The sequence below is a fragment of the candidate division WOR-3 bacterium genome (genome assembly GCA_039803545.1).
Lineage (GTDB): Bacteria > Hydrothermota > Hydrothermia > UBA1063 > UBA1063 > UBA1063.
In genome coordinates, this window is the sequence record JBDRYS010000001.1 from 683,530 (window position 1) to 709,361 (window position 25,832).

A 25,832-nucleotide genomic window follows, 5' to 3' on the forward strand; every position below is an offset into this window, starting at 1 on the left:
GAGGTGATAATGAAGCCATACAAGGGTATTGCTCTAACAATTGCAGGAAGCGACTCGGGAGGTGGAGCAGGTATCCAAGCAGATCTAAAGACCTTTGAAGCCTTTGACGTTTATGGGATGAGTGTAATAACCGCTCTAACGGCACAAAACACCTACTCCGTCACGGGAATTTATCCCGTTACCCCTGAGTTTGTAAAACTTCAGATAGAAACAGTTTTTGAAGACATAGTTCCCGGAGCGGTAAAAACTGGCATGTTGTTCACAAAAGAAATAATAGAAGTTGTTGCTAAATGTATGCGAAAATACAATGTGGAAAAATTAGTAGTAGACCCCGTTATGGTAGCGAAGAGTGGAGCAAAACTGCTAAGAGACGATGCAATCGATGCCCTTGTAAAGACCCTGTTACCTACTGCATTCCTTGTGACCCCTAATATTCCAGAAGCCGAAATAATAGCAGAAATGAGAATTTCTTCGGAAAAGGATATGATAAAAGCCGGCGAAAAAATTCTCTCAAAGGGGCCAAAATGGGTTTTAGTCAAAGGCGGACATTTAGACAGCGAAGAAGTAATTGATATCCTCGTTGGGAAAGAAGGCCATTTCAAATTTAAAGATGAAAAAATCCAAACCACTTCAACCCATGGAACGGGATGTACCCTTTCCTCAGCAATAGCTGCACTTTTATCTATGAATTACAGTGTTCAGAAGGCGGTATGCATAGCAAAGAGATACATTCAACAGGCTATCAAAAATGCTCCGCCCATCGGACACGGACATGGGCCTTTACGCCATAAAACTGAAATTGAATTTGAATCAACCTGTTTTTGACATTAAAATCTATTCAAAGTTAAAACATGAATGAAATAGAGAATCTTAAAAAGCTTTATGAGAAGCTTAAAAAACAGATAGAACAAAGACTGCAAGAGTTCACCGCTAAAAAAAACGATAACGAAATTGAGATTTTAAAAGAATTTGTGTTCTGCACTTTAACACCCCAATCAAAGGCAAAGGTCTGCTGGCAAGCAGTTGAAAATCTCTTTAATAACAAGGTCTATGTAAATCCAACGGAAGAAAACATAAAAAAATTCCTGAAGGGGGTCAGATTCCCTAATAACAAAGCAGAATTTGTCGCCAACAACCTCAGAAAAATAAAAGAGGACCATTTCGATCTCAAAAAATTTGTAAATTCCTCTACCCCTTCACAGGAAAAGAGAATGTTTCTCGTTAAAAACTTCAAAGGTTTTGGCATGAAGGAAGCAAGCCACTTCCTCCGGAATACGGGGCACTTCGACCTTGCTATCCTCGACAGGCATATCCTTCGTAACCTTCTTGAACTCGGGGTTATCGAAAAAGTTCCAGAAAGCTTAAGCACAAAAAACTATTTAGCGATAGAAGAGAAAATGAAGGATTTTTCAAATCAAATTGGCATTCCTTTCGCCCATTTAGACATGCTTCTATGGGCGAAGGAAGCCGGGGAGGTTTTTAAATGAAAAACGAAATTACAGAAAAGGCAAAAAATATTTTAAAGAAACACGGAATTCAGCCCTCTGTTCAAAGAATAAAAATTCTCGAATATCTGTTAATAAACAGAACCCACCCTTCCGCTGATGAAATTTACAGGAGTCTCAGCGCTGAACTCCCAACCCTTTCGAAGACTACTGTATACAACACCATCGAAACGCTTGTGGAAAAGGGGATAATAAAGCCTTTAAATATAGATTCAAGGGAACTTAGAGTGGACGCAATTATCGAACCTCACGCCCACTTCCGCTGCATGGAGTGCGGCAAAATCTACGACGTCGAAATAGAAATGCCTGATTATATCAACAAAAAGGTGGGAGATGGTCACCTTGTAAAGGCTCAAGATCTTTATCTCGAAGGCATCTGCAATAGCTGTTTAAAAAAGAGTGAGAGAAAATGAGCGAAATAGCGATTTACTTTTCGGGCACAGGCCATAATGAAAAGATAGCCTACGAGATCGCAAGTTTAAAAGGCATTGAGATTGCAAAGATCGAGGATAGTTTAAAGAGGAACTTTTTTAGAGACTCCTTTTATGCTCTGACAAAGAAAAATGTTCCATTCAAATTATCTACAGAGCTAAGTACTGAACACGATGAAATTTATTTATTAACGCCCGTTTGGGCTGGTCATCTTCCCGCTCCCGTGGTGAGTTTCCTCAGGAAATACTCTGAAAATTTAAAAAACAAAATAATCACTCTAATTTCGGTATCAGGGTTTGGAGAAAAGAACGCAAAGATAGTTGACCAGATTTACAAAATAACTGGCAATAAGCCAGAAAATTTCCTCTTTTTAAAGGATTCAGAACTGGAGTTAGGTGAATATAAGAAAAAACTTGAAGCCTTTTTGCAAAAAAAAGGAGCATTAAATATGAACCCTTTTGCACTTACAAAATTAAGTTACGGCCTCTACATTGTAGCAACAAAAGAGGGTGAAAAAATAAATGGGCAAATAGCCAACACAGTCTTTCAAGTCACTGCAGAACCGATTAAAGTTGCAGTTGCCCTTAATAAACTAAATTTAACCCATGAAATGGTTTCAAGGACCGGCAAATTTTCCGTTTCGGTGCTAACACAGGAAGCCCCCTTTACCTTCATCGGAAAGTTCGGCTTTAAAACAGGAAGAGATGTAAATAAGTTTGAAAGCGTAAATTATAGAATTTCTGACAACGGCTTACCAATAGTTCTTGACTACACCTGTGCTTACATAGAATGTAAGGTAGTAAACAGCTTTGATGCCGGAACACACACTATCTTTCTTGGAGAAGTTATTGACGCCGACATATTATCAGAAAATCCACCGATGACCTACGATTATTATCATAAAGAAGTCAAGGGGAAAACCCCCAAAACGGCTTCAACCTACATAAAAGAGGAAAAGAAGGAGTAAAAAATGGCGGTAAAGAAAATAAAAGAAGGGCTTTATTTAATCAACACTCTACACTGGGAAAGGAGGCTCTTTGACGAATTAATACCATTACCCGATGGCACTACCTACAATGCATACCTGATAATCGGGGAGCATAAAACAGCCCTTATCGATACCTCTGATACCTTAAAGGCTGAAGAATTCCTAAGGGATTTGGACACAATCGGGATAAAGAAAATAGACTACATCGTATCGAACCATGCAGAGCAGGATCATTCGGGCGCAATCCCTTCAGTCCTCGAAAAGTTTAAGGAAGCCGTTGTGGTAACAAACGAAAAATGTGCCGAACTCCTTAAAACACACCTTCAAATACCATCCCAAAAGTTCTTAGTAATTAAAGAGAATGACACCATTGACCTCGGTGGAAAAACATTAAAATTTATTATGACTCCCTGGGTTCACTGGCCCGAGACTCAAACCACGCTGCTCCTCGAGGACAAAATAGCCTTTACCTGCGACTTCTTTGGCTCTCACCTTGCAACTACAGAATTCTTAAACAATGGTACTCCCGAACTCTACAAGGCTGCAAAACGATACTATGCCGAAATAATGGCGCCTTTTAGAAATATGATCCCAAAGAACATTGAGAAAATAGAGGACTTTGGACCAGAAATGATCTGTCCAAGCCACGGGCCGATCCACACTAACCCACGATTTATAATAAATGCATACAAAGAATGGGCTTCCAGCAAGGTGAAAAACCTGGTGCTACTCCTTTATGTTTCAATGCATCACAGCACAGAAAGGGCGGTAAGATTCTTGGAACAAAAACTCATTGATGAGGGTGTTAATGTAAAGGTCTTTGGCTTACCAGTGGCTGACACAGGCGAAATAGCTATGGCTCTATTAGACGCAGCTACTCTTATCATTGCAACTCCAACCGTTCTTGCGAGTGCCCACCCACTTGCAATTTATTACACCTATCTCGCCAATGCCCTTAGACCAAAAACTAAATATCTGGCTATTGTAAATTCCTATGGATGGGGTGGAAAAACCGCTGAAGACCTAAAAAATATTTTCTCCAACTTTAAAGGCGAAATTATTGATGTGATTTCTTTCAAAGGCTTACCCGATGAAAAAGCATACGAATCCCTCCAAAAACTGGCAAAAACCGTAGGTGAAAAGCACAGGGCTGAAGGGCTAATATAGAATTAACGAATTCTTATCCATTTATCCTTGAGCTCAGGCGAAAGCTTTTCGATGACTTCATAGGTTTTGGAATCATGGAAGTATCCTGAAGCATAAGGGATTTCATCTTCGTATCCTAAGGTTCTTGACAATGAAAACATCAGGGCTTCCCTCACATACTTTCCCACAATACCAGCAAACATAATGGGTAAATACTTTTGGTCACCATTCATTATAAAATAGAGACGCCTCGAGCCCTTAATTTCATAAGCGGAGTAATCGAATCTCTCCTCGAATACTACATAATCATAACTTAGAGTTTCAAAAAATCTGCCATACTTCGAAGTCCCACCAATTTTGCCCATTAAAAAATGAGAAGAATCAAAATTCTCCATAAGCTCAGTAAAGAGTTTAAAATCCAGCAATGCCTTGTTGTCAAGAGAATTGATCAGCTGGTTAAATTTATCGGCCATCAAAACTAAGAACTTCAAATCTGTGAACTTTATTTGACAATTCTCAAAATAATTGAGAAGCCTCTCATTAGCAAAACCACCAAAGATTGGTATTTGCATATCAGTTATGCCATAAGATGAAAGGTCGATCAGATCCAAAGAGAACTCATTAATCAATCCTCGCAAACTACTCACCTCCCTACCGAGCATTTTGAGTATAGTCAAAACCACCGATTCCCCTATGCGGTAACTACCCTTACTCCTTTTAAAAAGCTCCTTGCTATCCCTTACAGGGATTGGGAATTTATAGCCTTCTACTTCAGAAGCTGTCAGTGGATCAGTACCTTTGACATTGACCTTGATGCCTGTAACCACCATTGGCCCAAGCAGTGGTCCGTACCCATTTTCATCAATTCCAACAACTTCCCACTCCTTTGTATCAAAGATAAAGCCCTGCATATTTTGAATTATAAGGGAAACCCAATATAATAAGTAAACATTAATGATAGTAGGCGTTACTGGTGCTTCTGGTTTCATAGGTCAAAACTTAGTCCCTGAACTAATAAAAAACGGACACAGAATTAGAATATTGGTACGTTCCAAAAATCAAAAGATCCTTTGGCCTGAGGTTGAAGCCTATTACGGCGACTTTTCTAACCCATCTTCTCTTGTTGACTTTGTAAAAGACCTTGAGGCCGTAGTTCATTGTGCAGGTGTAATAAAGGCACTGAGGAAAGAGGATTTTATAACGGGAAATTACAATGCAACAAAAAATCTCGTTGACGCTATAAATATTGCTAAACCTAACAATTTTAAACGTTTCATATTCCTCTCGAGCCAGAGTGCCCAGGGTCCATCAAAAGAGCTAATGCCAAGAAAAGTGGAGCAAACCCCCGAACCCGTAAGCTGGTACGGAAAATCAAAGCTAATGGCAGAGAACTATATAATAAACTCCCTTCAATATCCCTACACAATCCTGAGACTCTCCACGGTTTACGGCCCCCACGATAGAGAAACTTTGCGATTTTTCCAATACGTAAAGTGGGGAGTTTTCCCCATGCCAAACGGGGAAAAATATCTCAGCATTATTTACGTAAAAGACGTTGTAAAGCTTATACTCATGCTATTAGAAAAAGAAGACGTCGGAATAAATCGGATATATTTCGTGGCGAATCCTGAATACACTACCCTATCTTCGATAATCGAAAACATCAAATCTCTATCTGGGAAAAGGAGAGTTTTGAAAATCCCCATATCTGAATGGATTTTTAGACCCGCGTTAAAATTAAGCGAAACTATTGCCAAAATTACAAAATCTCCAACCATCGCAAACAGCGACAAGGCCAATGAGCTCGCTGAGAAATACTGGATCGGAGATCCCACACCCCTTTACGAAGAAACAGGGTTTAAGCCGAACTACTCCATCATAGAAGGACTTTACGAAACCTTAATGTGGTATAAGGAAAATCGCTGGCTTTAAGCACCCTGAATTGCCCTATTGAACAATAAAGTTTTGAAAATTTGCGCACAAAAAGTTAAAAAAATTCAGCCACTAACTATTTCAGAACCACCTTACCTGACCCTTCCGCTATTTCACCAATAATGTAATAACTTTCACCTCTATTTTGCAAAAACTGAGCAAGGTCCTTTAGCTCGTCCTTAGAGACGATGAAAATAAACCCTATTCCCATATTGAAAACACGCCACATTTCCCCATCGGGAACCTCACCCTTCTCCTGTAAAAATTTGAAGATCTCAGGAACTTCCCAAGAGCTCTTATCTATGACCGCATCGCAATCCTTTGGTATAACCCTTGAGAGATTACCAGGGATTCCACCACCGGTAATATGGGCAGCCCCTTTTATATCAAATTCTCTAAAAACCTCCTCTGCCAGGCCCACATAAATTCTTGTAGGTTTAAGCAGTATCTCTCGTAAAGTCCCGTCACCCAGTTTGTAATCAGCCTGAAGGCCACATTTTTCTATGATAGCCCTCACTAAGGAGTAACCGTTGCTATGAACCCCTGTAGAAGGAAGACCAAGCAAAAGGTCACCTGGCTTTACCTTGGAAGGATTAGGAAGTTTAGATTTTTCTTGAACGCCCACAATGAATCCAGCAATATCAAACTTTCCTTTTTCTAAAAGTCCTGGAAGTTCTGCAGTCTCTCCACCGACCAAAGGGCAATTGAAACTTTCACATGCCTCTACTAAAGAGCGAAGGACCGATTTGGAAACCTCTAAATCTAAATGCCCTGTAGCATAATAATCGAGGAAAAAGAGAGGTTTTGCGCCATAAACCCCTATATCATTGGCACACATAGCAAAAAGGTCGTATCCGAGTCCCTCCAGTTTTCCCCACTGAAGTGCAAGATCGATCTTTGTTCCGATTCCGTCGGTAGATGCCACCAACACAGGCTCACTATACTCTTTTAGCACTTTAAGGTCTACGATCGCCGCAAAGGGCCCTATATTTTCCGGTTTCAGTTTAATAATCTTTTTCAAAAAATCTACCAGGCTGTCGCCCTTATCGATATCTACCCCTGAATCCCTATAAAGCACGACCTGCTCCTTTAAAGATTCCTATACCTCTTGACAATGGCTTTCAAAGTATCTACGAAATAATCTGCCTCTTCAAAGGTATTATATAGATAAAAGCTCGCCCGTGCAGTACCTGAGATTCCAAAATGTTCGTGCAGAGGTTGAGCGCAATGGCAACCCGTTCTAATCGCTACACCCTCTTCATCAAGGGCCAATCCAACCAAATCCGGTGGAATATCTTCAAAATAAAAGGATATAACACCTATACGATCTTCCACAGGACCAAGGATTTTAATTCCTTCTACCTCATTAATAAGCCTGTTTAAAGTATGTTTCGCAATTTCCTTTTCGTGTTCAAATATGCAATCCATTCCAACCCTCTCAAGGTAATCAATTGCAACACCAAAGGCATAACCATCCGCGAAATTGGACGTACCAGCTTCAAATCTCCAGGGCAATTTATTCCAGTCAGGCCTTTCAATAGTTACCGTAGAGATCATATCACCACCTCGGAGGAAAGGCTCCATCTTTTCGAGAATCTCTTTTTTGGCATAAAGAACCCCAATACCAGTCGGACCCAGCATTTTGTGAGAAGAGAAGGCAAGAAAATCCATATCCAGTTTTTGAACGTCAATGGGAAGGTGTGGTACGCTCTGTGCACCGTCCACAAGGCACAACGCACCTTTTGAATGGGCCATTTTAACTATCTCTTCAATAGGATTGACGATTCCTAACACGTTTGAAACATGGGTCACCGCCACCAGTTTTGTCCTGTCTGTTATAAGTGAATTTAGATGGTCTAAATCGAGATATCCCTTTCCATTAAGCCTCGCAAACTTTAATTTAATTCCAAAATGGTCTCTTAACATTTGCCACGGCACCATGTTGGAATGGTGTTCCATCACCGTTGTAACTATCTCATCTCCTGGCTTCAATTTAAAAGAGAGCGAATATGCCACAAGATTTATTGCCTCAGTAGTATTCCTGGTGAAAATAATCTCTTCAAAAAATCTCGCATTTATAAATCTTCTCACCTTCTCGTGGGCTTCTTCGTAAAGCTCCGTGGCTTCCCTCGACAATGTATGAATGGCACGGTGAATATTAGCATTGTGCAGTGTATAAAATTCCTCCAGTGCTTTAATGACCTGAACCGGTCTCTGGGAGGTAGCAGCGTTATCTAAATATACGAGGGGCTTGCCCCTCAATTTCCTTTGCAATATTGGAAAATCTTTGCGGACACTTTGAACATCAAAACATGGCATCATTGCTTAATTATAAAATCAAACAACGGGATTTGAAAAAGTGAGACGGTTAAAACAAAACCTCTAAAGGTTTGAAGATACTTACAAATCCCATTAAACTTAAAGCAATGAATGACCCATTCAGTCTGATTGCCGAATACTACGATGAGGTAATGGAAAAAGTAGATTACGACGAATGGGCACGATACATAAAGACCCTTTTCTCAATAGCGCCATTAAAGCCAATAAAGAGAGTTCTTGACCTTGCTTTCGGTACCGGTAATTTATCAATAAAACTGGGGAATCAAGGTTACGAAGTCTTCGGACTTGACTATTCAACAGGAATGGTAAGGGTTGCCAAGAAAAAGATCGTGGATAAACCTTTCACAATGCACATGGTAATAGCAGACTTCCGTAAACTCCCCTTCAGGAAAAACCTGTTTGACGCTGTAATTTCGACTTTCGACAGTCTAAACAACATACTGGAGCCCGAAGAACTTTTAGAAACCTTCAGGGAAGTAAGGGAAGTGTTGCGCAAGGGCGGCCCCTTCATTTTCGACCTCAACACCAATTGGTCCTTCAAGACAGAATGGTACAATATGACCAGGGTCGAAGAAACGGCCAATACCGTCTCTATCTGGAAATCCAGATATTTAAACGGAATCGTCTATCTCTACTTTACCCTTTTTGTGAGGATTGATAAAGGAGACACTTATAAGAAAATTTACACCGTTTTCCGGGAAAGAGGCTATGACCCGGACGAAGTTAAAAAATATCTTAAAAAGGCGGGGTTTAAAAAGGTTTATTGTTACGATCACTTAACTTTATCACCTGGTAAGGCAAAGAGCTCAAGAATTACTTACCTGGCTTACTAAAAAGGAAGGTAGCTAATGAAAAACTTTAGGATAACTGCACATCCTATCTTAAAAATAACCCCTGCAAAAACCATAAAATTTAAATTTAACGGCGAAACGCTGGAAGCGAGAGAGGGAGAGACCATTGCCTCCGCTCTCTACGCCAATGGAATTAGAGTTTTTGGAAAACATCAAAAGGATGGGGCCCCCCTTGGCATTTTTTGTGCCAACGGGCAATGCGATCAATGTAAAGTTATTGCCGATGGAATCACTGTTAAAGCCTGTATGACTCTTGTAAAGGAAGGAATGGAAGTATATCCCTTGGAGAAATTGCCTAAATTGCCAGACTGGGATTTTGACGCAAAGGTTGAATTCCAGGATATTCCGGAGTACGAATACGACGTGCTGATCATTGGAGGGGGCCCAGCGGGACTCAGAGCAGCAACGGTACTGGGTGAAAAAAATGTAAAAACCCTTATAGTAGACGATAAAAATCAGCTGGGTGGAAAACTCGTGCTTCAAACTCACAAGTTCTTCGGTTCTGTAGAAGCATGCTACGCGGGGATGAGAGGTATTGACATTGCAAGAAAATTGGAAGAGGAAGTAAGAAGCTTTCCATCTATCGATATATGGTTAAATTCTGTTGCTATCTGGGTATTCTCTGATAAAAAAGTCGGCATTCTGAAAGACCAGAGAGAATACGTTCTTGTGAAGCCCAAAATTTTGCTCGTTGCATCAGGTGCGAGGGAAAAGTCGATATTGTTCCCAGGAAATACCCTACCCGGGGTTTACGGGGCAGGAGCCTTCCAAACCCTTGTAAACAGAGACCTTGTTAAGGCAGCCGAAAACCTTTTTGTAATTGGTGGAGGCAATGTAGGACTAATTGCAGCATATCATGCCCTTCAGGCGGGAATCAATGTGGTAGGCTTGTGTGAGATAATGCCAGAAGTGGGCGGCTACAGTGTCCATAAAGAAAAACTGCTCAAATTGGGGGTTCCTGTTTTCACCTCTCACACCGTTGTCAAAGTCCATGGAACTGAGAGGGTGGAAGCGATTACCATCGCTAAGGTAAACGAAAAATCCGAAATAATTCCCGGTACAGAGAAAACCTTTAAGTGCGATACTGTTCTTGTTGCCGTTGGACTTGATCCAGTAAGCGAATTTTACGAAAAGGCTATAAAATTTGGCCTTAAAGCTTATTCTGCTGGAGATGCAGAGGAAATTGCCGAGGCCTCTTCAGCGATCTTTTCTGGCAAGATAAAAGGCTACGAAATCTTAAAAGAACTTGGCTTATACGAAGGTGAAATTCCTCAGGAATTGTATGAAACCCAGAAGGTCTTGAAGTCGAGACCTGGAAAGATCTATGAAATGAAATACCCCGAAATCAAAGAAGGCGTTTACCCTGTTTTAAACTGTGTTCAAGAAATTCCCTGCAACCCCTGTACCACCATATGCCCCAAAAATAGTATCGTTATTGAAGGCAGTATTTTGAATCCCCCTGTTTATAAAGGCGGATGTATAGGATGTGAGATGTGCGTTGCTATATGCCCTGGCCTTGCGATTTCACTCGTTGACTTCAGAAAAGGTGAAGACCCCATCGTCACGCTACCTTTCGAATTTGGCGATGACAAAATTAAAGTTGGTGACACTGTAGAACTTACTGATAGACTGGGAAATGTCCTTGGAAAAGGAGAAGTTATTAGTTTCAGATTCGTGGAAAAGGTAAGGACGATCCCCGTGAAAACCAAATTAGTGAAGGTAAAAGTGCCACGGGAAATTGCGGAAAAGGTGAGCGGCATAAAAATTGTTGAAACACCAACCTTTGATGAAGAACCAGTTGAAGCAATCCCTGATGATGCAATCGTTTGCAGATGCGAAAGGGTAACAGCGGGTGAGATTAGAAAGCTCATTAGAGAAGGTGTGAGGGATATGAACGAAATCAAGGCATTAACAAGAGCAGGAATGGGGGCATGCCAGGGGAAAACCTGCACAAATCTCATCAAGAGGTTATTCAAAGAAGAGGGTGTAAAAGAGGGAGAATTCATCGAATGGGAAAAAAGGCCTCTTTTTATGGAAGTTACCCTTGGAACATTAGCAGGTGCGAAGGAGAAGAAAAATGAGCAATAAATTCGACGTTGTTATTATAGGCGCTGGAAGTGTGGGGGGTCCCCTTTCATATTTTTTAGCCAAAAAAGGATTCAAAACCTTAGTGATTGACGAAAAAGCTTCCCCTGGACAAGGATCCAATAAAGCAGCCATTGGTGGAATTAGGGCTACTCACTCTTCACCAGGAAAAATTCTGGTGGGTCTCAAAAGCCTCGAAATTTTTAGAAACTGGGAAAAGGAAACGGGAGACGACATTGAGTACTACGAAGGCGGCTATGCCTTCGTAACCTACAGGGAAGAAGATAAAAACTCTTTAAAGGAACTGGTCAAATATCAAAGACAATTCGGCCTGGAAATTGATTTTTACGAGAAAGAAGAGATTTTGAACATCATTCCCGGCCTAAATCCAGAAGGCTTATTGGGAGGAACCTATTCTCCGCGGGATGGAAGTGCCTCTCCACTCCTTGCCATTGAAAGTTTTTACAAACATGCAAAAAAATACGGTGCAATTTTTAAATTTCGCGAAAAAGTAACGGGGTTTGAAACCGATAAAGAAAAAATAAAGGCCGTTAAAACTGCGAATGGGACTTACAATGCAGATATAGTTATAAACTGTGCAGGGGGAAATGCATCAGAAATTGGAAAACTCGCTGGTGTTGAACTGCCTGTTACACCCGATTCCCATGAAGGAGGTGTTACTGAACCCGTAGAAAGATTTGTAAACCCAATGATCGTAGATATTAAACCTGAAAAAGGGAGCAAGAACTTCTACTTCTACCAGCACAAAACAGGGCAGATCATCTTTTGCCTAACCCCAGACCCACCGATATGGGGGACAGACCTGAGAGAAACCTCGGCATTTCTCCCAATGGTTGCAAAGCGTATGATAAAGGTTATGCCCAAGTTGAAACACATAAGAGTTAGAAGAACCTGGAGAGGCGTGTATCCTATGACCCCTGATGGGAATCCCATCGTTGGATTCAAAGGTTATAAAAACTTCCTCCAACTTGTCGGTATGTGCGGTCAAGGATTCATGTTGGGACCTGGACTTGGATATTACATTAGCGAATACTTAGAAGGCAAAACCAGCGAAGAAATAAATACAATTTTAAAAGAGTTCTCACCCTACAGGGATTTTGGCGTCCAGGAATTGTTGAAATAAAACAGAATCAAAATACAAAAAGTTTAACCTTTCCTTGATTAAGCGCCGTTCTCTTTTTATACTTATCAACAAAGGGAGGTATTTTTTATGTTCATGCAAAAACTGAGAGCCTCGACGAAGACTATCCTGTGGATCGTAGTTATCGCCTTTATAGCATGGTTATTCTTTGAATTGGGAGCTGCCCTCACAGGCTTCGGCGGCAGGCAAAAGCCGTGGCAAAAAGGTGTAATGGCAGAAATTGAAGGAGTAAAAATCAATTACACCGACTTTGAAAGAATGGTTTCCTTTGCCGTTCAAGAGACCTTAAGAACAAGGCCCAATAAAAATTTAACTCCAGACGAACTTAACAACATTAGAGAATACAACTTCTATGACGTTGTTAGGCGAATAAAGCTATCCAGGTTTGACGAAAAATACAGAAAAATGATATTTTCCAACGATGTCTACACTCAGATCCTGGTTATGAACCCACCAGCGGAGGTTCTTAACGACTCCAACTTTTACACAAATGGCAAATTCGATCAAAACAAATACATTGAAGTTTTAAAGGACCCGAGAAATAGGGATTACGTGGTAAACCAACTTATGAAAATAAGGTTAGATCTGCTACAAGAATTGACAAATCAAGATGTAGCGCTGTCCTTCAATATTTCACAAGCGGAGAAAGCAGAACTTTATAAACTGGAAAACACAAAATTCAAAATCAAGTATCTCGGCATTAAAGCCTTTCAGATTCCAGACAGCCTGATACCAGTTGAACTAAAGGACCTCCAGGAATATTACAAGAAAAATAAAGACAAGTTCAAGAGACCTCCAAGGGCTGCAATGAAACTCGTAGTCTTTAATGTAAACCCCACTTCTGAAGATACTGCAACAGCCCTTGATAGAATTAATACCGCCCTCGACCTTTACAAACAGGGAGAAACCTTTGAAAACCTTATCAGGGATTTCTCCGATGATCAAGGAGAATTTGGCTGGATAAGAAAGAACGATACAAAATTCGATACAATTTACAAGGCGCTCACAGTACTAAAAGTTAATGAAGTAGCGGGACCCTTTAAATTCAGAGACGGATTCTATCTATTCAAAGTAGAAGAAAAAACAAGGGATAGCATCAAAGTAAAAGACATATATGCAGCAATTAAGCCTTCGGAGAATACCTATGCGGAAGTCTACAGGAAGGCCCAGGAATTTCTTGAGTTAGCAAAAAAGAAGGGATTTGAAAAGGCGGCAAAAGAGCTTAACTTAGAGGTTTTTGATACTCAAGAGTTCAATGTCGATGGATTCTTCATTCCTTATGTCAGCTTCCGAAACGAAACCGTTAGGAGATTCGTTAAAGAATCGAGAAAGAAGAGTATTTCCGATGTAATAAAGGACGAGAATACCTACAAGGTTTTTTACCTCTATAAGAAAGACAAAGGCACCATACCAGAATTTGAAGACAACGAAGTTAGGGCCAGGATAAAGGGCATGTACATTTCCGATAAAAAGATGGAACTTATTTCTGCAGAACTGCAGAAGGCAATGAACCTTGTTAGGAGCGGTGTAGATTTAGACTCTATTCCCGGGAAACTCTCTATCCCTTGTGTTGTAGAAACTACTTCTTACTTTACAGCCAAAACCATACCATCGCCCTTCATCGGCAGAGACATCAAATTCAGTGGTTTCATATACTCTCTAAAGAAAACCGGTGAACTTTATGGACCGTTCATCTCTAAGCCTTACGGTGGCTACATTGTAAAATTACTGGAAAGAATAGAACCTACAGAGGAAGAAATCAAAAATAATTCTAAGTACTCCGTAGGTCCTTATTCAAGAATCTGGGATTTCACCTTCAGAGAGTTCCAGCAAAAGTTTATAGACATAAGTGATATCAAGGATTACAGAAGCTATTTTTATCAGTACTAAGGAAAACAAGAGGAGCAAAAATGAAAAAGGTAAAAATTGAGGCAATTAAAGCAAGAGAAATTCTCGATTCCAGGGGGAACCCCACAGTTCAGGTGGATTGTATTTTGGATGATGGGACCATCGGAAGAGCTATGGTCCCATCCGGCGCATCGACCGGTACACGGGAAGCCTTGGAACTCAGAGACGGCGAGAAAAGATATGGTGGAAAAGGTGTAAAAAAGGCTGTTGAAAATGTGAATAAAATCATAGGACCACAAATCGTCGGTAAGTCACCCTTTGACCAGGCAGAAATAGATTATCTCATGATAGATTTAGATGGTACTGAGAATAAATCGAAACTCGGGGCCAATGCCATTTTGGGTGTTTCCATAGCCGTTATGAAAGCAGCAGCCAATTCCATTGGAATCCCGTTATACAGGTACATCGGCGGGATAAATGCGAAAACCCTGCCCGTTCCCTTTATGAATGTCATCAATGGTGGGGTTCACGCAGACAACCCACTCGATATCCAGGAGTTCATGATAGTCCCTGCTGGAGCACCAACCTTTGCAGAGGCCCTCAGATACGGTGCTGAAGTCTTTCAAACCCTGAAAAAGATTTTAAAGTCCAAGGGACAAGTCACCTCCGTCGGTGACGAAGGTGGCTTCGCACCTCAAATTAAAACCGCAAAAGAAGCCATTGAAACCCTGCTGGAAGCCATTGAAACCGCTGGATATAAAGCGGGAAAGGATATTTATCTTGCAATAGATTCGGCAGCCAGCGAATTTTACGAAAACGGAAAATACAACTTTGAAGGCGCTAAGTTGACTTCAGATGAAATGATTTCCTATTATGAGGCACTCGTATCAGAATATCCAATAATTAGCTTAGAAGACCCTCTGGCTGAAGAAGACTGGGAAGGATGGAAAAAAATCACAGAAAAGCTTGGAAATAAGATTCAGATAGTAGGTGACGACATTTTCGTAACCAACCCAAATATTCTAAGAAAAGGAATCAAAGAAAAAATAGCAAACTCCATCCTTATAAAACTCAACCAGATCGGAACCGTCACAGAAACCATTGAGACTGTGAGATTAGCTTACTCAGCAGGATACACCGCCGTAGTTTCGCACCGTTCTGGAGAGACAGAAGACACTACAATTGCCGACTTTGCAGTAGGAATGAATACCGGTATGATTAAAACCGGTTCGCTATCAAGATCGGAAAGAATTGCAAAGTACAATAGACTTCTCGAAATTGAAGAGGAACTTGGAAAGAACGCCTTTTATCCAGGACTTAACGCTGTAAAAAATCAAGCACGATTTGACTAAATTTCAAAAGAAAAAACTGCTGCGATATATAATTTACGTAGCGTTAGCCTATGTGCTTTACCATTACGTAGGTGCCCTTATTGAATTTTTCAATACTGATGCAACTTATAAAAAGTATCAAAAAGATGCTCTTCACATCAAGGCACGGTTATTAACAGTCATCGCTAGAAAAGAGTACATGCTTACCGAAGAAGGAAAAAGGAAAATTTTAGAACAAAGATTAAAGGAACTGCGAAATTAACTTCCCAGCAGTAGCTATATCTCTTGAAATCTGACTTCTAAGCTCGTCAATAGAGGAAAATTTCATATCATCTCGCAGAAAATCAACAAATTGAATAGTTACCAGCTCCCCGTACAGTTCACCATCAAAGTTGATGAGATGGACCTCAATGCTGAACCTTGAAAGGCCCAGTGTTGGACTCTCACCTATATAACAGGCACCTGAAAAGTTCTTACCACCTATGGAGACAATGACGGCATAAACTCCACTCTTTGGGACTATCTTTTTTTCTGGTATATCTAAGTTTATCGTTCTAAATCCAAGTTCCCTTGCTACTCCAGCACCTTTAACAACAATGCCAGAAATAGAGTAAAATCTGCCAAGACACTTAGAGGCCAACTTAACATCTCCAGCATAAAGTAGACTTCTTATAAGGGAAGAGCTTACAACCTTATCCTCGATCTTCACTGGTGGAACAATGGTCATTGCTAAGTCAAATTTGTCTATTACCTGAGATAAGTAGTGTACATCCCCTTTTCTATTCTTTCCGAAAGTGTGATTAAATCCGATAACTAAATGTTTGACATAATACCGCTTTTTTAAAAGGTTTAAAAACTCCTCAGGTTCCAGTTCCTCTATCTGCTTCGTAAATTCGAGAATTTCCACATTCCCATCAGCAATTTCCTTTAACAATGAAACCTTCTCTTCTTCTGTAGTTATGAGAAACCTTTCGGAATTTATCTGGTTAAACTTCGGGGGGTAGTTAAGCACAAGAATCAAGGGTTCATAATTCAATGCCCCTGCAATTTTAAAAGTGGTGCTTACAATTTCCCTATGTCCAATATGGACTCCATCAAAAGTACCAATGGTAACGCAGGAATATTTCATTCTTCAGGTATGTAAACTTTTTTGGGCTCTAAACCTTCCCATGTAAGGAAACCTACTCCCAAAAAATTATTTTCGTTATCAAAGACTTTTACAAGGGAAAATGCCCTTGCTTCCTGCGACAACCTGGAAATAAAACGTCTTGGAACCTTATTACCATTCATGAACATCGTAGCCCCTGAGGGGTTAAGGAAAACTGAAGTCTTCATAGGTAATCCCTCGTGTATTGGGATAATTGATTCGATTAACTTTTTACCATCGTCTATTTGCACTGCATTCTCAATCCTGTAATCCCCTACCCTTAGCCTTGTAAGATCCTCAACAATCGCCACAGTCCCGAGTTTTTGACCAATATCCCTGGCTAAGGATCTCATGTAGGTTCCAGACGAGCACTCTACATCAATAAGAATGTAATCATTCCCTATCTCGAGCAAATCTATCTTATGGATCTTTACCTTTCTTGGTTTGGGGACCAAAAATACACCTTCTCTCGCGTACTCGTAAAGTCTCTTCCCCTCAAACTTAATGGCAGAAAAGGATGGGGGGACCTGTTTAATTTCCCCTTGAAATTGAGCAAGAACACTTAAAAGTTTCTCACGATCGAGGGTAGGAACAGGCATCTCTTGAATCACTTCTCCTTCAGAGTCAAGAGTAGTAGTTAAAATGCCAAACTTTACTTTGACCCGATACTCTTTGGTTTCATTCATTATGAATTCAAGAAATCTTGTGGCCTTTCCAATGCCAACAACAAGAACCCCTTCTCCCATCGGATCAAGATTTCCAGCATGGCCTATTCTCTTTATTTTCAAATGCTTTTTAATGGCTCTTATAACATCGTAAGAAGTGGGGCCCTTTTTCTTATAAATATTGAGAAATCCATCCATTTTCGACCCTAATAAATTCAAGCTCAGGAGTGAACCTTATATTTAACTCCCTTGCAACTACGCTCCTTAAAAACCCTTTGGCACTTTCCAGACCTTTCTCTACATCCTCCACGGAAGATTCATAATAAACTTTAGCCAATTTCAAATCCCCTGAAACATCTACTCTCACAATAGTAAGTCTGCTCAAACGCGGATCTTTAACTTCGAGCAAAATAGCCTCTTGTAAAATCTTCATAATTTCACGGGCAACTCGCTCACTTCTCTTGAATGGCTTCATGTTTAAATTATACTTTTCAAAATTCGAAAAACCAAATAAGAATTGAATGTCGTAAGCCATTGCCTTAAAATTTAGACAAAAGGAAGGTATTGATGGTAAGGGTCCGCTTTGCACCTTCACCTACAGGTTATTTACACGTAGGAGGGGCGCGCACAGCTTTATATAATTGGCTTTTTGCGAGGAAAAACAAAGGGGTTTTCATACTCCGCATAGAAGACACCGACAGAACAAGGTACGTTCCGGGCTCTGTAGAAGATATCCAGGAAAGTTTGAAATGGCTCGGCTTACAATGGGATGAAGGACCATACTTCCAGAGTGAACGGATAAACATATACAGGCAACATGCGGAAATATTACTGCAGAAAGGGTATGCATACCGATGCTTTTGCTCTGAAGAAAGACTTGAAGCATTGAGGCAAGAGCAGATGAAACGAGGACTCAAACCGGGATACGATCGGAAATGTAGATACCTTACTCAAGAAGAATCCGATAGAATGGCAAAGGAAGGAATGCCTTACGTGATACGCCTTAAAGTGCCTTTAGATAAGGAAATCGTCTTTGAAGATTATTTGCGGGGAACCATTAAAGTGCATGGCTCAGAACTGGAGGATATAGTCCTTCTCAAATCCGATGGATATCCTACTTATCATTTAGCCAATGTAGTGGATGACCATCTTATGGGAATCACGCACGTAATGAGGGCAGATGAATGGATACCCAGTACTCCATACCATGTATTTATGTATGAGGCCTTCGGATGGGAACCACCCATTTTTGCCCACCTTCCCGTAATTCTTGCACCGGATGGTAAGGGAAAACTCTCAAAGAGACACGGAGCAACATCGGTACTTGAGTTCAGGAAAATGGGCGTACTCCCTGAAGCCCTTGTCAACTTCCTTGCCCTTCTCGGTTGGTCACCTGGAGGGAACAGGGAAATTATATCCCTCCAGGAAATGATTGAACTTTTTGACCTAAAAAAAGTAGGTAAGAGGGGATCTGTATTTGACTTCAACAAACTCTACTGGATGAACTCCTACTATATAAGACAAAAGACGGAAGAAGAACTCTTTGAACTATCAAAGCCCTTCTTTGTTGAAAAAGGATTTGACATAGAGAAAATAGACCCAACCCTTCTGAAAAACCTGCTTAAACTCTACAAAGAGAGGATAAAGATCTTATCAGAACTCCCCGACGCCTGCAAATTTGCCTTCACCGACGACATCGAGTATGATGAAGAAGGTGTCAAAAAGTACCTTTCAAGTCCTGAAATCAAAACTTACCTGACAAAGTTTTCTGAAGTCTTAAAAAACATTGAAGGATTTACCAAAGAAAATATAGAGACTGCCTTAAGAAGCTTTGCGAATGAAGAGAAAATCGAACCTAAAATCATTATTCACCCCCTGAGGATCATACTAACGGGTAAAACCGTTGGACCCGGCTTATTTGAATTGATGGAGGCCCTGGGAAAGGAAGTTTGCATTAGAAAAATCAACATAGGGATTCAAAGGCTCTTCCAATCATGAAACCAGTGAAAAAGGTAAAAGAAGTATCAAGCGGATTTGTAGTTTATACCATCGATAGAGATAGAATTCTCTATTTGCTATTAAGGCACCCAACCCACTGGAGTTTTCCCAAAGGACATATCGAACACAAGGACAATAATAACCTTATTACCGCCGCTAAAAGAGAGATGATTGAAGAAACGGGGATTGAAAACTTTGAGATCATCGATGGATTTCACAAAGTTCTAAGCTACACTTTTGTAAAAGATAATGTTGAGGTTACTAAGGATGTTCATTATTTTCTTGCACGTTGCTTCAGAAAAGAACCCATAAAACTGTCCAAGGAACATTTAGACTTTGGTTGGTTTCCACTCAGGCTTGCCTACATTAAACTAAAATTTGAAAACACAAGGGAGCTCCTACTGGAAGCTCACACATACATCAAAAAACTTCATGGAATTTAATGAGGCAGTTCAGTTTCTCTATTCTCTTATTGACTACGAGAAGAAGAAAGGGTATGTAGAATCTTTAGAGCCGTTTTTCGATTTCCTTAAAGAATTTGACAACCCTCACCTAAGGGTCCCACAACCAATTTTAATCGTTGGCACTAAAGGCAAGGGGTCCACAGCCCACCTGGTCGCAGGAGGTCTCGAATCTCTTGGTTTTAAGGTAGGGCTTTTTACATCACCTCACCTCGTAGATATCAGAGAAAGGATAAAAATAAATGGCATCAAGATACCAGAAAAAACTTTCGCAAAATACGTAGAAATTATAAAACCTCAATTGGTTGGCAAAAGGGGCTTTAAGACCGTCTTTGAAACTTTGACCTCGATGGCCTTTCTCTATTTCACAGATGAAAAAGTCGATTATGCCGTTTTAGAGGCGGGACTTGGTGGAAGACTCGATGCTACTAATGTTGTAAATCAGATTCTAACTATAATTACCAACATAAGTTATGACCATATGGATATTCTCGGACACAAAATGACTCAGATTGCTAAGGAAAAAGCGGCAGTAATTAAAAACCCAAACCCCGTGGTCGTTGCCTCCCAGCATCCAGCAGTTTACAAGGTTATAAGGGAATTCAGTGAAAAACACAACGCAAAATTGTATCTATTAAACCAAGAAGCTAAATACAAACTGATCGAAGCGAAATTGGACAAAACGGTTATAAAATACAAAGGTCTTTTTGATGAAAAGATTCTCACCTTGAATCAAGGTGGCACCTTTCAAGCAAAAAATATGGCACTTTCCGCACTGGCCCTTGAGGTTCTTGGCTTTAAGAACTTTAGCTTTGAAAAAGTAAAAATCGAGGGAAGATTCGAAGTGATCTCAGAGAATCCACTCATTATAATTGACGGTTCCCACAACTTCGACTCGGTAAGAAAGTTTCTCAGTTCTACCTTGGAAATAGTGGGAAAGGATTGTATCTTCATTTTTGGGATCAATAGAGACAAAGAATATGAGAAAATTGTACGGGAGATAATAAGAGTGGATCCAGATTATGTCATTGTTACAAACTCTCAAAGCCCAAGGGCACTCCAAAGTGAAGAGCTTCTTGAGGTATTTTTAAAAAACGGCATACAAAGGGAAAAAATTGAAAGTGCAAAAAGTGTACAGCAAGCCCTTGAAATTGCAATGAAAAGAGGTAAAACAATCCTCGTTTTTGGTTCCTTTTATCTCTCAGGGGAAGTAAAATCAATAGTGCAGTCCGTAAGTTTCTAAAAGTCAATAACTTATAATAAACTTGACAAATTTGATAATTCCCGTTATAATTGCCACACGGGAGGTGTTATGAGATTTCTTTTGTCCACACTAATAGTAGCCGGCATCCTTTTTGCGGGAAAGCCGGCAGAAGTAAAAAAGGAGGAAATTACTCTCTTCAGCGAAGCTGGGAGAGGCAGTGTCATAGTTCGTCCACGAGCCGAGTTTTCTGGGAAACAACCAACGGACACCTTATACTACTATCTCTCAGTAAATTACACTGCCATAGGATTAACTAACGGTGGAACTTATGAAGCTGCAATAAGACTAACTCCAACAGAGCTCGGCCCCTACAACAACTGGAAGTTAATAAAAGTGAGATTTTACCACCACCAGGGTAGCCACAATGGTCAAGTTAAGATCTACGATCAGGGTACATCCTCTGCTCCTGGCAGTCTTATCACAACCCAGGCCTATTCTGCACCCATTGCGGGGTGGATAGAAATCCCTCTTACCACTCCTGTAACAATAAACAATACAAGAGACCTTTGGGTATCCGTTGAGATAACCCATGCAGCGGGAGAGTATCCCATTTCCGTGGACCAAGGTCCGGCAGTAGCAGGCAAAGGAGATTTTGTCTATGTCGCAAGCTCCGGATGGGGGGAATTGAGAAATTATAACCTCGATTACAACTGGAACATAGAGGCAATTGTTCAACTGCCTGGAGACCCTGGTGATCCCTTGCCACCTGAGAATTTAACGGCTTATTCTGATTGCAACATGCCAACAAGCATGAGAATTACCTGGACCGACCCTACAACCCGCGTGAATGGTACACCACTTGACAGCTTCAGAATAAAAATCCTTAGGGTATCAGAAACTAATCCAAACGATACGGTATTTGTCGATACTGTACGAAATGGAATTCAGCAATATGTGGACACGGGACTCACTGATGGTGTCAGATACAAATACATTGTCCAAACCTGGACTTATGATGACTCTTTGAGCGTACCTGCTTCTATAAGTTGGTACGCAGGTGGAGACCCATGGCCAGCGCCTCCAACCCTGAACGCAGTAAATGTAGTTAATGACTCAACAATCGAAATTGTTGGCGTCACTCCAAGAACCCAAAGGGATGGAACACCCTTAGACGACTTGTCGGGGATCAAAGTTTACATAAACAACTCATTCCATCACCTATACCCAATCTCAGACACGGGTGTAACTTTTCGGGACACCGTTGTTGTAACTCCAGGGCGAGTTTCCGTTTACCTTACAGCTGTGGATAATGAAACACCGCCCCATGAATCTGATCCCTCTCAAACCATAACCGTTGTAACCAACGTTCACGCAGGTGGACCTGATGGATTCGGCTATACCTTCAAGGATTCCGATTACCCCACAGGTCCAGATTTCCTTTGGTACGATACTCAGGGGGGACAAGTTATTAGTTTAGGTGACGATGCCTATACAACCATTAACTTACCCTTCGCTTTCCCCTTCTACGACCGTACATTAACGCAGATAAACCTCTGTTCCAATGGATTTTTGTCCACTTCTACTTTGACATCGTACTCAAACAGAGATTTGCCCTATGACACTATCCCTTACTTGATCGCCTTCTTCTGGGACGACCTCAATCCATCCGCCGGAGGCCAGATAAGATACCTTTCTACCCCAGATTACGCCGTAATCCATTTTGAAAATGTGCCACACTACGGCACAACCCAACCTGGTACTTATAATATGCAGGTAATCCTGTATCCCAACGGTGACATCGCAATGAGTTACCTATCAATGGTAGGCACACTAAACTCGTCTACCATTGGTATTCAGGGTAACGGTGGGCAAAACAACTGGTATTTGAAGTACACTTATAATGGTGACCCGACAGTGGTTCATGATTCCCTCACTATTTACTGGAAGCGACCTATAAGCAGCCATGACCTTTCCGCCGGTGCATTTCTAAATATCCCGGATCTTATGCAAATAGAGCAAATTACACCTATGGCAACTATAAGGAACATTGGTGCAAGCCCTGAAAATAATGTAGGTGTCGAACTTTTAATCAAAAAAGGAACTGCACCTATATATGTAGACACTGTAACGATAGCTACCATTGACACCAATGTAATAGATACCCTTACTTTCGAGCTCTTTACACCACCATCCACTGGATTTGACTATCAGGCTGTTCTAAACATCCTTTATACCGACGACGATTCAACTAACAACTCTATTAACAAGAACTTTATAGTTTATACTACCCTTTACGACTTCGAAGAACATAATGGAGACTTTTCCGCTGATGCTGGAACTCAATGGGAGTGGGGAGTCCCAACGTCCGGTCCTGGCTCCGCACACTCTGGTCAGAAATGTTGGGCAACGGTACTATCCGGCGACTACCCTAACAGTGCAAACTGGAGCCTGTATTCACCTTTACTTATAGCAACCCAGGACACCCCTTCTTTTGCCTTCTACCACTGGTACAACTTCGAGGCATATACTACTACTGCTTATGATGGTGGGAACTTAGCGTTATCTGTCAACGGAGGACCTTATACATTGATAACTCCCCGGGGAGGTTACCCTCGAAACAGTGTAGTTGGCCTTGGAAATGAGCCCGGCTATTCCGGCAGTACGGCGGGCTGGGAACTTGCCATTTTTGACCTTCCTCAAGTCCATACTAACGACACCTTCAGGATAAGATTCCGCTTCGGTTCCGACGCCTCCGTAACAAGACCCGGTTGGTATATTGATGACTTCATCTTTGGAGATTTCATATCAAGCGTAACCGAAGGTGAAAACCTGCCACTTTCAGTCTCTATGCCCACGATCTTTAAGGGAGTAATCACATTTGCTATCAATTCTGATAAGAAACAAAAAGTTGAAATCACCCTTTATGATGTGTCTGGAAGGGAACTTGCTACTATCTTCAGGGGCCAGCTTAATCCAGGGAAACACAATATAACCTACAATGGAGGACTTGCAGGCGGCGTTTACTTTGTTAGGATCTCAACGGAAAGATCCAGCGAAATAAAGAAGATAATGGTGACAAGATAACACAAAAATGTCTCCAAAACAAAAAGGCCCCCTTTCGGGGGCCTTTTTGTTTTTAGAAAAATTTCCACTTTACTTGACTGCCTTTAGCACATAGTCGAGGAACATCTCTTCGGGCAAAGCTCCTTCGAAGGAGACCTTCTCGTTAATCACAACCTTGGGAACTCCATAGACTCCATACTTCTGCGCAAGGAATGGAAATTCGATGGATTCAATAACTTCAGACTTTATCATCTCGCTTTCAAAGGCCATCTTATGAGCGGTGATCGCCGCTGTAGGGCAATAAGGACAGGTAGGAGTGATAAAAACCTTGATATGCACAGGTTTTACCAGGGTAGCAAGCTTTGCCCTCGTTTCGGGCTTTAATCCAGAATCCCTTTTAGAAACCATTATTATATCTTCAAGGAGCGTTGAGAACTCGTATCCTGAGGGAATACCGTAGTAGCGAATTCCATAGTCCTCATCTCCCTCTATAATAATAGCAGGAATTTTGTCCTCAATACCGTAACTATTTGCCTCCTCTTTGTTTTCCATATGATTTAAAACCTCCAGCGTGATAAGATCGGAGAGCTCCGCTACCTCTTCCAGAATTTGTCTTGTTTCGCGGCAATAAGTGCACTCAAGGGTCTGGGTGAAATTGATAATCTTGACAGGATGGACCATTTCGGCGAACATCGCCCTTATTTCCTTTTTGTCGGCTTCTGAGAGAAATCCCATAATTTTACCTCCCTAAATTTTTATTTTATGAAAGTTCAAGCATTTTATTTAAAGCCCTTTGGGCTTTTTTAATAATCTCGGGTTCTAAAACCACCTCATACCTCTCGTAAAGGAGAGATTCATAAATTTTTTCCAAGGTGATTTTTTTCATTTGCTGGCAAATTGCAGTTCTTGGCGGTTTATAGAACCTTTTGTCTGGCATTTCACGGACTGCCCTGTCTACAAGACCTTCCTCAGTGAAGAAAACATATTCAGGAGCATTCAAAAGTTTCGCAGTTCTAATCATCCCCTGAGTAGATTCGACATAATCAGCGTTCATCACAACCTCTTCCCTGCACTCGGGATGGGCAATAATCACTGCATTGGGATGCTCATCCTTTGCCTTGAAAAGGTCCTCCTCAGTGAAAGAATCATGAACATAACAATATCCGTCCCAGGGAATAATTTCCTTGTCTTTTACATAAATAGAAACGTAATTAGCCAGGTTTTTATCAGGAACAAAAATAATCTTTTTTGCATCCAGAGCCCGTACAACTTTAACTGCATTGGCACTGGTTACACAAACATCTGCAATGGCCTTAACGTCGGCATTGGTATTTACATAGGCGACGATAGCTGCATCAGGGTGCTGTCTCTTTAACTCAAGCAAACTTTCCACATTAACCATATCTGCCATAGGACATCTGGCAGCCGGCTCCGGAGTTAAAACCTTTTTATCCGGTGATAATATCTTCGCCGTCTCAGCCATAAAGGTTACACCAGCAAACACTATGATGTCTGCTTCGGCCTCCTTTGCCTTCCTCGATAGATCAAGGGAATCGCCTAAAAAGTCGGCAATTTCCTGAATTTCTGGCCTCTGATAATTATGTACCAAAAGAACCGCCTTTTTCTCCTTTTTAAGCCTCAGAATTTCTCTCTTTAATTGTTCCTGATCCATAC

24 protein-coding genes are annotated in these 25,832 nt (G+C 41.0%); 16 read left to right on the forward strand and 8 right to left on the reverse strand.

The features are described from left to right. Positions 1-9 precede the first annotated feature (9 nt). Genes thiD through ABIM45_03080 form a run of 5 tightly spaced genes read left to right on the forward strand, consistent with a single transcriptional unit; the run spans position 10 to position 4,092 of the window. Complete coding sequence (thiD, locus tag ABIM45_03060; protein MEO0238890.1) at positions 10-825, forward strand: bifunctional hydroxymethylpyrimidine kinase/phosphomethylpyrimidine kinase; 816 nt, start codon at positions 10-12, stop codon at positions 823-825. Positions 826-851: 26 nt separating this feature from the next. After that, entirely contained in the window at positions 852-1,487 is a 636-nt protein-coding gene (locus ABIM45_03065; GenBank protein MEO0238891.1) for an N-glycosylase/DNA lyase, read from the forward strand. Then, complete coding sequence (locus ABIM45_03070) at positions 1,484-1,918, forward strand: Fur family transcriptional regulator (GenBank protein ID MEO0238892.1); 435 nt, start codon at positions 1,484-1,486, stop codon at positions 1,916-1,918. Before ABIM45_03065 ends, ABIM45_03070 begins: the two co-directional genes overlap by 4 nt. Then, the gene (locus ABIM45_03075; GenBank protein MEO0238893.1) at positions 1,915-2,904 is read left to right on the forward strand and encodes a flavin reductase; all 990 of its coding nucleotides are present in this window, start codon (positions 1,915-1,917) and stop codon (positions 2,902-2,904) included. Before ABIM45_03070 ends, ABIM45_03075 begins: the two co-directional genes overlap by 4 nt. A 3-nt stretch (positions 2,905-2,907) precedes the next feature. Then, positions 2,908-4,092, forward strand: coding sequence for an FprA family A-type flavoprotein (locus ABIM45_03080; protein ID MEO0238894.1), 1,185 nt, complete (start codon positions 2,908-2,910; stop codon positions 4,090-4,092). A 2-nt stretch (positions 4,093-4,094) separates the two neighbouring features. Here ABIM45_03080 and ABIM45_03085 read toward each other — a convergent pair whose 3' ends face one another. Beyond that, positions 4,095-4,982 (reverse strand): hypothetical protein, encoded by an 888-nt coding sequence (locus ABIM45_03085; GenBank protein ID MEO0238895.1) that lies wholly within the window; start codon positions 4,980-4,982, stop codon positions 4,095-4,097. A 43-nt stretch (positions 4,983-5,025) separates the two neighbouring features. Between ABIM45_03085 and ABIM45_03090 the strand changes: the two genes are divergently transcribed. After that, entirely contained in the window at positions 5,026-6,003 is a 978-nt protein-coding gene (locus tag ABIM45_03090) for an NAD(P)-dependent oxidoreductase (protein ID MEO0238896.1), read from the forward strand. Positions 6,004-6,079: 76 nt separating this feature from the next. Here the strand turns inward: ABIM45_03090 and purM are convergent, their stop codons facing one another. Together purM and ABIM45_03100 are read right to left on the reverse strand one after the other, a co-directional pair. Continuing rightward, on the reverse strand, positions 6,080-7,081 hold the full coding sequence (gene purM, locus ABIM45_03095) for a phosphoribosylformylglycinamidine cyclo-ligase (GenBank protein MEO0238897.1): 1,002 nt from the start codon (positions 7,079-7,081) through the stop codon (positions 6,080-6,082). A gap of 11 nt (positions 7,082-7,092) precedes the next feature. Then, positions 7,093-8,325: a cysteine desulfurase gene (locus tag ABIM45_03100; GenBank protein ID MEO0238898.1), complete on the reverse strand. Its 1,233-nt coding sequence runs from the start codon at positions 8,323-8,325 to the stop codon at positions 7,093-7,095. A gap of 104 nt (positions 8,326-8,429) precedes the next feature. Here ABIM45_03100 and ABIM45_03105 point away from each other — a divergent pair, with 104 nt between their 5' ends. The 6 genes from ABIM45_03105 to ABIM45_03130 all read left to right on the forward strand — a co-directional run bounded on the left by ABIM45_03105 (position 8,430) and on the right by ABIM45_03130 (position 15,882). Beyond that, a complete protein-coding gene (locus ABIM45_03105; protein ID MEO0238899.1) occupies positions 8,430-9,176 on the forward strand; it encodes a class I SAM-dependent methyltransferase in 747 nt (248 codons plus the stop codon). Between the two features lie 15 nt (positions 9,177-9,191). After that, positions 9,192-11,282, forward strand: a complete 2,091-nt coding sequence (locus ABIM45_03110) for an FAD-dependent oxidoreductase (GenBank protein ID MEO0238900.1) — start codon at positions 9,192-9,194, stop codon at positions 11,280-11,282. Then, complete coding sequence (locus ABIM45_03115; protein ID MEO0238901.1) at positions 11,272-12,423, forward strand: FAD-binding oxidoreductase; 1,152 nt, start codon at positions 11,272-11,274, stop codon at positions 12,421-12,423. The genes ABIM45_03110 and ABIM45_03115 overlap by 11 nt, the downstream gene beginning before the upstream one ends. A gap of 93 nt (positions 12,424-12,516) precedes the next feature. Then, on the forward strand, positions 12,517-14,331 hold the full coding sequence (locus ABIM45_03120; GenBank protein ID MEO0238902.1) for a peptidyl-prolyl cis-trans isomerase: 1,815 nt from the start codon (positions 12,517-12,519) through the stop codon (positions 14,329-14,331). A gap of 20 nt (positions 14,332-14,351) precedes the next feature. Beyond that, positions 14,352-15,641, forward strand: a complete 1,290-nt coding sequence (gene eno / locus ABIM45_03125; protein ID MEO0238903.1) for a phosphopyruvate hydratase — start codon at positions 14,352-14,354, stop codon at positions 15,639-15,641. Further along, positions 15,634-15,882 (forward strand): hypothetical protein, encoded by a 249-nt coding sequence (locus ABIM45_03130; GenBank protein ID MEO0238904.1) that lies wholly within the window; start codon positions 15,634-15,636, stop codon positions 15,880-15,882. The genes eno and ABIM45_03130 overlap by 8 nt, the downstream gene beginning before the upstream one ends. On the opposite strand, the gene ABIM45_03135 is transcribed toward ABIM45_03130, so the two are convergent. From ABIM45_03135 to rbfA, 3 genes are read right to left on the reverse strand one after another with little or no spacing between them, the layout of a single operon-like run. Continuing rightward, the gene (locus ABIM45_03135; GenBank protein MEO0238905.1) at positions 15,862-16,749 is read right to left on the reverse strand and encodes a bifunctional riboflavin kinase/FAD synthetase; all 888 of its coding nucleotides are present in this window, start codon (positions 16,747-16,749) and stop codon (positions 15,862-15,864) included. The two genes, ABIM45_03130 and ABIM45_03135, sit on opposite strands and share 21 nt — an antisense overlap. Beyond that, on the reverse strand, positions 16,746-17,630 hold the full coding sequence (truB, locus tag ABIM45_03140) for a tRNA pseudouridine(55) synthase TruB (GenBank protein MEO0238906.1): 885 nt from the start codon (positions 17,628-17,630) through the stop codon (positions 16,746-16,748). Before truB ends, ABIM45_03135 begins: the two co-directional genes overlap by 4 nt. Then, a complete protein-coding gene (rbfA, locus tag ABIM45_03145; protein ID MEO0238907.1) occupies positions 17,605-17,907 on the reverse strand; it encodes a 30S ribosome-binding factor RbfA in 303 nt (100 codons plus the stop codon). Before rbfA ends, truB begins: the two co-directional genes overlap by 26 nt. Before the next feature lie 92 nt (positions 17,908-17,999). Between rbfA and gltX the strand changes: the two genes are divergently transcribed. The 4 genes from gltX to ABIM45_03165 all read left to right on the forward strand — a co-directional run bounded on the left by gltX (position 18,000) and on the right by ABIM45_03165 (position 24,179). Further along, on the forward strand, positions 18,000-19,430 hold the full coding sequence (gltX, locus tag ABIM45_03150) for a glutamate--tRNA ligase (GenBank protein MEO0238908.1): 1,431 nt from the start codon (positions 18,000-18,002) through the stop codon (positions 19,428-19,430). Further along, a complete protein-coding gene (locus tag ABIM45_03155; protein MEO0238909.1) occupies positions 19,427-19,873 on the forward strand; it encodes an NUDIX domain-containing protein in 447 nt (148 codons plus the stop codon). Before gltX ends, ABIM45_03155 begins: the two co-directional genes overlap by 4 nt. After that, positions 19,863-21,134: a Mur ligase family protein gene (locus ABIM45_03160; GenBank protein ID MEO0238910.1), complete on the forward strand. Its 1,272-nt coding sequence runs from the start codon at positions 19,863-19,865 to the stop codon at positions 21,132-21,134. Before ABIM45_03155 ends, ABIM45_03160 begins: the two co-directional genes overlap by 11 nt. 69 nt (positions 21,135-21,203) lie before the next feature. Beyond that, the gene (locus tag ABIM45_03165; protein ID MEO0238911.1) at positions 21,204-24,179 is read left to right on the forward strand and encodes a T9SS type A sorting domain-containing protein; all 2,976 of its coding nucleotides are present in this window, start codon (positions 21,204-21,206) and stop codon (positions 24,177-24,179) included. 69 nt (positions 24,180-24,248) lie between these two features. On the opposite strand, the gene ABIM45_03170 is transcribed toward ABIM45_03165, so the two are convergent. After that, positions 24,249-24,893 (reverse strand): thioredoxin family protein, encoded by a 645-nt coding sequence (locus tag ABIM45_03170; GenBank protein MEO0238912.1) that lies wholly within the window; start codon positions 24,891-24,893, stop codon positions 24,249-24,251. A 25-nt stretch (positions 24,894-24,918) separates the two neighbouring features. Further along, the gene (gene nadA / locus ABIM45_03175) at positions 24,919-25,830 is read right to left on the reverse strand and encodes a quinolinate synthase NadA (GenBank protein MEO0238913.1); all 912 of its coding nucleotides are present in this window, start codon (positions 25,828-25,830) and stop codon (positions 24,919-24,921) included. Positions 25,831-25,832: the final 2 nt, after the last annotated feature.

Bases quoted from the DNA above. Each gene is read 5' to 3' on its own strand.
- eno (MEO0238903.1), top strand. From the start codon at position 14,352: ATGAAAAAGGTAAAAATTGAGGCAATTAAAGCAAGAGAAATTCTCGAT.
- truB (MEO0238906.1), bottom strand. From the start codon at position 17,630: ATGGATGGATTTCTCAATATTTATAAGAAAAAGGGCCCCACTTCTTAC.
- ABIM45_03170 (MEO0238912.1), bottom strand. From the start codon at position 24,893: ATGGGATTTCTCTCAGAAGCCGACAAAAAGGAAATAAGGGCGATGTTC.
- ABIM45_03100 (MEO0238898.1), bottom strand. From the start codon at position 8,325: ATGATGCCATGTTTTGATGTTCAAAGTGTCCGCAAAGATTTTCCAATA.
- ABIM45_03090 (MEO0238896.1), top strand. From the start codon at position 5,026: ATGATAGTAGGCGTTACTGGTGCTTCTGGTTTCATAGGTCAAAACTTA.
- ABIM45_03075 (MEO0238893.1), top strand. From the start codon at position 1,915: ATGAGCGAAATAGCGATTTACTTTTCGGGCACAGGCCATAATGAAAAG.
- thiD (MEO0238890.1), top strand. From the start codon at position 10: ATGAAGCCATACAAGGGTATTGCTCTAACAATTGCAGGAAGCGACTCG.
- ABIM45_03135 (MEO0238905.1), bottom strand. From the start codon at position 16,749: ATGAAATATTCCTGCGTTACCATTGGTACTTTTGATGGAGTCCATATT.
- ABIM45_03065 (MEO0238891.1), top strand. From the start codon at position 852: ATGAATGAAATAGAGAATCTTAAAAAGCTTTATGAGAAGCTTAAAAAA.
- rbfA (MEO0238907.1), bottom strand. From the start codon at position 17,907: ATGAAGCCATTCAAGAGAAGTGAGCGAGTTGCCCGTGAAATTATGAAG.
- nadA (MEO0238913.1), bottom strand. From the start codon at position 25,830: ATGGATCAGGAACAATTAAAGAGAGAAATTCTGAGGCTTAAAAAGGAG.
- gltX (MEO0238908.1), top strand. From the start codon at position 18,000: ATGGTAAGGGTCCGCTTTGCACCTTCACCTACAGGTTATTTACACGTA.
- ABIM45_03165 (MEO0238911.1), top strand. From the start codon at position 21,204: ATGAGATTTCTTTTGTCCACACTAATAGTAGCCGGCATCCTTTTTGCG.
- ABIM45_03155 (MEO0238909.1), top strand. From the start codon at position 19,427: ATGAAACCAGTGAAAAAGGTAAAAGAAGTATCAAGCGGATTTGTAGTT.
- ABIM45_03110 (MEO0238900.1), top strand. From the start codon at position 9,192: ATGAAAAACTTTAGGATAACTGCACATCCTATCTTAAAAATAACCCCT.
- ABIM45_03160 (MEO0238910.1), top strand. From the start codon at position 19,863: ATGGAATTTAATGAGGCAGTTCAGTTTCTCTATTCTCTTATTGACTAC.
- ABIM45_03105 (MEO0238899.1), top strand. From the start codon at position 8,430: ATGAATGACCCATTCAGTCTGATTGCCGAATACTACGATGAGGTAATG.
- ABIM45_03115 (MEO0238901.1), top strand. From the start codon at position 11,272: ATGAGCAATAAATTCGACGTTGTTATTATAGGCGCTGGAAGTGTGGGG.
- ABIM45_03080 (MEO0238894.1), top strand. From the start codon at position 2,908: ATGGCGGTAAAGAAAATAAAAGAAGGGCTTTATTTAATCAACACTCTA.
- ABIM45_03070 (MEO0238892.1), top strand. From the start codon at position 1,484: ATGAAAAACGAAATTACAGAAAAGGCAAAAAATATTTTAAAGAAACAC.
- ABIM45_03085 (MEO0238895.1), bottom strand. From the start codon at position 4,982: ATGCAGGGCTTTATCTTTGATACAAAGGAGTGGGAAGTTGTTGGAATT.
- ABIM45_03120 (MEO0238902.1), top strand. From the start codon at position 12,517: ATGCAAAAACTGAGAGCCTCGACGAAGACTATCCTGTGGATCGTAGTT.